Source organism: Methylocaldum sp. (genome assembly GCF_039794385.1).
In the GTDB taxonomy this organism is placed as follows: domain Bacteria; phylum Pseudomonadota; class Gammaproteobacteria; order Methylococcales; family Methylococcaceae; genus Methylocaldum.
Window position 1 is genome coordinate 1 of sequence record NZ_JBDIVO010000298.1, and the last position, 5,548, is coordinate 5,548.

Sequence of the window (5,548 nt, forward strand, 5' to 3'; positions counted from 1 at the left end):
AGGCGATCAAGATCGCCGAGCGTATCCGCACCCAGATTGCCGCATGGCCATGGACGAGCGCACAGGGTGACTCGATCGCCGTCACCGTCAGCATCGGTCTCACGGAGTTTCCGGACGCTGTGGCGAGACAGGCTGATTTGACGCCAAGCGGCGCTGCGGACCCGGATGCTTTGGAGCGTTTGGCGAAAGCCATCATGGATGCCGCGGATCAAGCCCTCTATCGGGCAAAACAGAACGGGAGGAATCAGGTCGTCGGTTTCTCCCCGAAGGGGGATGGTCAGGAGCCGGAAGCATGAGGCAGTGATGGGTTTTAAAAAGAAGAGTAAGAGTTGGCGTTCAGGGCGGGAGACAAGGGCAACCGACCCCAATCCCTCTCAACGTGCGGATGAGAATGTGAGTTCGAAGATACGTTAGACCGATCCAGTCGGATGAAAAATCAAGTTGATAAGGTGAAATGCGTTATGAAGAAAAAGAAAGCGTTAGTGGTTCTGGAAAATCCATGGTCGACCAACGGCAAGTTTAGTCATGAGTGCAGCGTCAAACCGTTCCTCACCGGCCTGAAAGAGCTCGAAGGCGATTTCGATCTCCTTTACGCAACCTTTTTCGATTTGGGGAGCTTCAGTAAGGCACTTGAACTTTACATCGACGGTTCCTATGAAAAGTATGTGCTCTATGTGGCGGCCCACGGTGAAACCAATGAGATTGCCGGGATCAAGGATCGGAAACTGCTCTACGGTGGCATAACCCCCGTTGCCGAAGCACAAAACCTGGAAGGAGTGCTATTCGGCTCATGCCTGTTCGGTTCCAAAACTGCGAAGTTGGAGGAACTGCTGCGTGATACCCGTCTTTGCTGGACTATCGGTTACCGGCATTCGGTGGACTGGTTCAGTGGCACACTGCTGGACCTCGCGATTCTCAAGGAGATGCTGTGCTTGAGAAAACGGGATATAGAAGACCGAGAGACGATATTGGAAAAGGTTAGGAAGGCCCTCGGGTTATTCAACCAAGATGCGATTGTGGGAACCGATAAAGAAAAACAACCGGTTCCGCTTAGCGAATTGATTTCGTTAGTGATTCAACCGAGCGGACAGGGCCACAAGCCACGGGATGCGTCGGAAGAGCTTTTCGCTGCATAGCCTGCGGAATTAAGGCGGCGAGTCGCTCTGGAATCGGGCGTCGAGGTTTCAGTAGCGACATTCAGTCTTGGGGTGCAGGGATATTAGTTTGTTGGGTCTATCTCACGTAGGAACAAAGACAAACCGCTATCTGAGGGAATCCTGTAGTCTGTAGTTCAGGCCGATCGCCACATGACCGGCAAAGTTTTCGCGACCTCGCGATAATTGGACTTTTGTGCGCGGAGCAGGAACCGCCGAACGGCTTTGGCATCACCCAGGCGATTGGCCTAGACACGGCGTTTTTGGACCGCAAGCGCGTCGTTCAAAGTCGTGATCATCGTAACCTCGCTGTGGTATGGAGACGAGGTCGCTGTAATCCGTGGGCACAACAAACCCAGTCGGGGGCGGGCGCCTGTCGATCGTTTGAACGATCATCCCGTGACCTTTCACATTCTCGATTCTCGACTACGCTAAACCCAGCCTCCGAACATCGGCTGGCGGTTTGGCATCATCTCCGAACGGCCGCGGATCGTGGAGAGGCAATGCACTCAACCCAAGACCGACCGCGAGGAACCGCGCGTGCGCGAGACGATCATGCGGCATATCGCAACGCTTCAATTGATACCGAGAGCACCCAAAGCGATTACCGTTGCACAACTGCACGAGAAGCTCGATCGCGCCGGCTTCCGGGTGTCCCGCCGTCAAGTCCAACGCGATTTGACGACCCTGTCGACGCAGTTCCCGCTGACGACCGACGAACGAAGCGTGCCCGGCTGGTCATGGCCCAAGGAGTAGCCCGTGTGCGAGCTGCCGGGACTCGATCCCAATACCGCGATGACGTTCGTGCTCGCCGAGCGGTTTCTCAAGGATCTGATGCCGCGTACGGTCCTCGATCACTTGCAACTTTATTTTGAACGAGCCTCGGCATTGCTCAGGGAACAGCGCGGGGGAAATCTTTACCAATGGGCGGAGCGGGTCGAGGTATTGCCGCGCACCCAAAGTTTGATTCCGGCCGAGGTCCGTGCCGAGGTGGCAGACGTGGTTTCGGACTGTATCCTCTTGGGTAAACGTCTTGAGGGACGCTATCGGCCACGAAGCGGTCCCGTCCGAGCCTACCGGATCGATCCTTTGGGGCTGGTATTCCGTGGCAGCGCCGTCTACCTGGTCGGGACCTATGCCGGGAGCGAAACCATCCTCCAGTTTGCACTGCACCGCTTCGAAACGGCCGACGCTCTGGAGGAGCCGAGCGTCGTGCCCGAGGGCTTCAACCTCCAGGACTATATCCGCGCCCGTCATTTCGATTATTTGCACGACGGAGGCGGGCCGCTACGCCTCAAGTGCCGGTTCAGCCGTTTCGCCATCAACAATCTCATGGTAATGCCGCTAAGCGACGATCAGGTGATCACGCAAGAAACCGACCGCACCTATCTTCTCAGCGCCACGGTCATGAATACCCACCAACTCCGCTGGTGGCTTCGGGAGTTCGGCGATCAGGTCGAGGTCCTGGAGCCGACCTCGCTTCGGGAGGAGTTCCGGACAATGGCCCGTCACTTCGCGCGGATGTACGAAACCGCGGATTTCGATTGGCCGTTCGAGCCCTTGGGAGCAACCCGCGGTGCGACATCGGATCAGCGTGATGCCCACGCCAAGGATACGTCACCCCGTCGGGAAACGGTAAGGGCATAAGTCGTCATTCACCGCGCGACATTGGATGTCGCGCCCGCCAGGTAATCTGACACGCATTCCATGATTGATCTCATCCCCAAAGGACGCTATACCATGCCGATACCTGATCATACCCATTCACCGGATTCCGGCCTCGTGCGGTCGTTTCACCGCGCTTTGATACACCTTTGCGAGCGAGCGCAACGCGATTACGGCCATCGGCCTACCCGTCTGTTGCAGATGATCGATCGCCATGGGGCAGTGAAGGCCGCCGAGCGGCTCGTCGCGGATGCCCGATCTTCCGACTATCTCACCCGCATGTGGGAGCACCGTGCCCTGGAGAACACCGTGGAAGCTCTGATCCTTAACCCGGATTGGGGGCAACTTTTCTCGCCGGAGACGCGAGCGTCTGCGCTCCGGAAACTGGAGCAGCTCGGCTGGTCACCGGACGGTGTCGACCGGATGGAGGCCGTATGACATTGGAACTCGAGACCGCCATCCGAGCCGCCCTCGCGGCGGGCAATTTGCTCCGCTCGGAATTCAACCGAGGAGATGGACCCCGAGGATCGGTCGGACATGCCGAGGCGGACGAGCCGGCCGAACGGCTGATCTTCGATCGTCTCACGACCGAGTTTCCCGGGTACGGTTACCTCGGGGAGGAACTCGGATCGAGAAAAGCGCCCTCGAGCGCGGATGAGTTTCTCTGGGTAGTCGATCCCAACGACGGCACGAGCGCCTATCTCCGGGGTTTTCGCGGTGCCGCCGTGTCCATCGCCTTGTTGCGTCGGGGGGAGCCGGTGCTCGGTGTGGTTTACGCCTACAACCATCCGGATGACGACGGGGACCTGATCGCCTGGGCAGAGGGGAGTCCGGTGCGTCGGAACGGAACCATCGTGCGGCGGGCATGGCCCGACCGGGTCACGGCCGAATGCACCGCGTTCATTTCGCAAAGTGCCGACCGCAATGCGCGGGCAAACGCGGAGATCGTCTCGCCGATGCGCTATCGCGCGGTCCCCAGCATCGCCTACCGGCTTGCGCTCGTTGCGGCGGGGGAGGGCGACGTGGGCGTATCGCTCAACGGGCCAACCACCTGGGAGTTGGCGGCCGGCCATGCGCTGCTTCGAGGCGCCGGGGCTGAACTTTACGACGATCGTGGCGAACCGATTCGCTATTCGGCCCAAGGCGAATGCAACCATACCGGCGATGTGTTCGGCGGTGCCGAAGCCTTGGTCCGGCATTTGGCCGGCAAGGCATGGGAGTCGGTTTTCCGACGACCGCTGCCTCAGGACTGTGTTGGCTTGTTATGGCCGGTGAAAGGCGGTGGCCCCATCGATGCAGGGATGCTGGCGAGAGCCCAGGGTTGTCTGCTCGGGCATTTGGCCGGGGATGCCTTGGGTAGCCTGGTGGAATTCCAAATGCCCGATGAAATTCGTCGCAACTATCCTGACGGCGTTCGACAGCTTTCCGACGGCGGCGTGTGGCAGACGCTTGCGGGGCAACCGACCGACGACTCGGAGTTGGCGTTGGCTCTGGCGCGTAGTCTGGTGGTCAAGGGCACCTATGACCCAGCGGCCGTTGCCGAAGCCTACGTGGCCTGGTATCGCTCGGCGCCCTTCGACATGGGGGCGGCCACTGAACGGGCCTTGCGGGCAGCCAGTAACGCAAGTGAAGCGCCCGCGGAGGCGGCACTGCACGAGGCGGACCCGGCCAGCCAGGCGACGGCGCCCTGATGCGGGTGAGGCCCCTGGGGATCTTCGGCGCCTATGCCGACCCGACTCAACTGGACGCCTGGGCTGCCCAGGACGCGGGGCTGACTCACTCTCATCCGGCCTGTCGGCAGCTCAATCAACTTTATGTCCGGGCGATCGCCGAAGCCGTTCGGAACGGACCCGATCCGGCCAGCCTTTATCGCAGTATCCTGACCTGGGCTGATAATCTCGGAGTCGACGATGCTGTCTTCGAGGCTACGCATCGGGCTGTAAAGGCACCGCCTGCGGATTTTCTGGAGCATCAGGGTCGGGTGCTGATCGCCTGGCAAAATGCGCTGTATCAGCTCTTGCACGCACCGTCCTTAGAAGACGGGCTAGTCGATACGATCGGCTGGGGCGGCGATACCGACACCAATGCGGCCATTTGCGGCGCTTTACTTGGCGTGGTGTACGGCCGCAAGGCCATCCCCGCCGCCTGGCTGAATCGGCTCCTCACCTGCCGGCCTATCCACGGGCTGCCCGGTGTTCACCGGCCGCGGCCGGCGTGTTATTGGCCGGTGGACGCCTTGATCGTGTGGCGGAGCGGTTGTTGCGCAAGACAGCGCTGTCAGCGGTCTCGGGCGGATAGAAGAGGCCGATCCGTCCTTGGCAGCTCGGCGCCTGAGGCGATCACTCTGTCAGGCGCTGGGCTAACGGTCCTTAATAGCCGTCTCCGAAAAGCACCATTTCCACACCGCGGACGGTCCACGGCGCACTGTCGCCATTCGGGAGAGGCATTTTGCCGTGGGCGCCCTCGCGATTGAGACGGTCGCGCAACGCCTTGACCAGGCGGCTGCCGGCAAATTGAGCGGACCATTTGCCGTACCCGAGCGGCCATCGAAGTTTAAGGCTATCCTGACGCCGAGCGCGGGTGCCGCCCCGGCCGGGAACCAGCCCAAGGCCGTTGAAGAAGTCGGGGATCTCGGATAATCCCGCCTGGCTGAGCAAATAGTCCAGCCGTCGAATGATCGAAGTCGCGACGCGGCTATCCCAGATAACTTGCGGCACCTTGTTGGTCTG

The 5,548-nt window shown here is 60.3% G+C and carries 6 protein-coding genes and 1 pseudogene; 6 read left to right on the top strand and 1 reads right to left on the bottom strand.

The features are described from left to right. From ABJK70_RS19045 to ABJK70_RS19070, 6 genes and pseudogenes are all read left to right on the top strand, one after another. A pseudogene (locus tag ABJK70_RS19045) lies at window positions 1-296 on the top strand (hypothetical protein); the annotation flags it as partial. 165 nt (window positions 297-461) lie between these two features. Further along, window positions 462-1,136 (top strand): hypothetical protein, encoded by a 675-nt coding sequence (locus ABJK70_RS19050; protein WP_139841121.1) that lies wholly within the window; start codon window positions 462-464, stop codon window positions 1,134-1,136. Between the two features lie 558 nt (window positions 1,137-1,694). Further along, window positions 1,695-1,910 carry a hypothetical protein gene (locus ABJK70_RS19055; RefSeq protein ID WP_086134831.1) on the top strand — a complete coding sequence of 72 codons (216 nt, stop codon included), beginning with the start codon at window positions 1,695-1,697 and terminating at the stop codon, window positions 1,908-1,910. Between the two features lie 3 nt (window positions 1,911-1,913). Further along, window positions 1,914-2,801, top strand: coding sequence for a WYL domain-containing protein (locus tag ABJK70_RS19060; protein WP_347258784.1), 888 nt, complete (start codon window positions 1,914-1,916; stop codon window positions 2,799-2,801). A 60-nt stretch (window positions 2,802-2,861) separates the two neighbouring features. Next, a complete protein-coding gene (locus ABJK70_RS19065; protein WP_347258785.1) occupies window positions 2,862-3,257 on the top strand; it encodes a hypothetical protein in 396 nt (131 codons plus the stop codon). After that, window positions 3,254-4,510, top strand: a complete 1,257-nt coding sequence (locus ABJK70_RS19070; RefSeq protein ID WP_347258786.1) for an inositol monophosphatase family protein — start codon at window positions 3,254-3,256, stop codon at window positions 4,508-4,510. The genes ABJK70_RS19065 and ABJK70_RS19070 overlap by 4 nt, the downstream gene beginning before the upstream one ends. A gap of 678 nt (window positions 4,511-5,188) precedes the next feature. Here the strand turns inward: ABJK70_RS19070 and ABJK70_RS19075 are convergent. Continuing rightward, window positions 5,189-5,548, bottom strand: a 360-nt coding sequence (locus ABJK70_RS19075; protein ID WP_347258787.1) for a hypothetical protein, incomplete at its 5' end; no start/stop codon positions are given.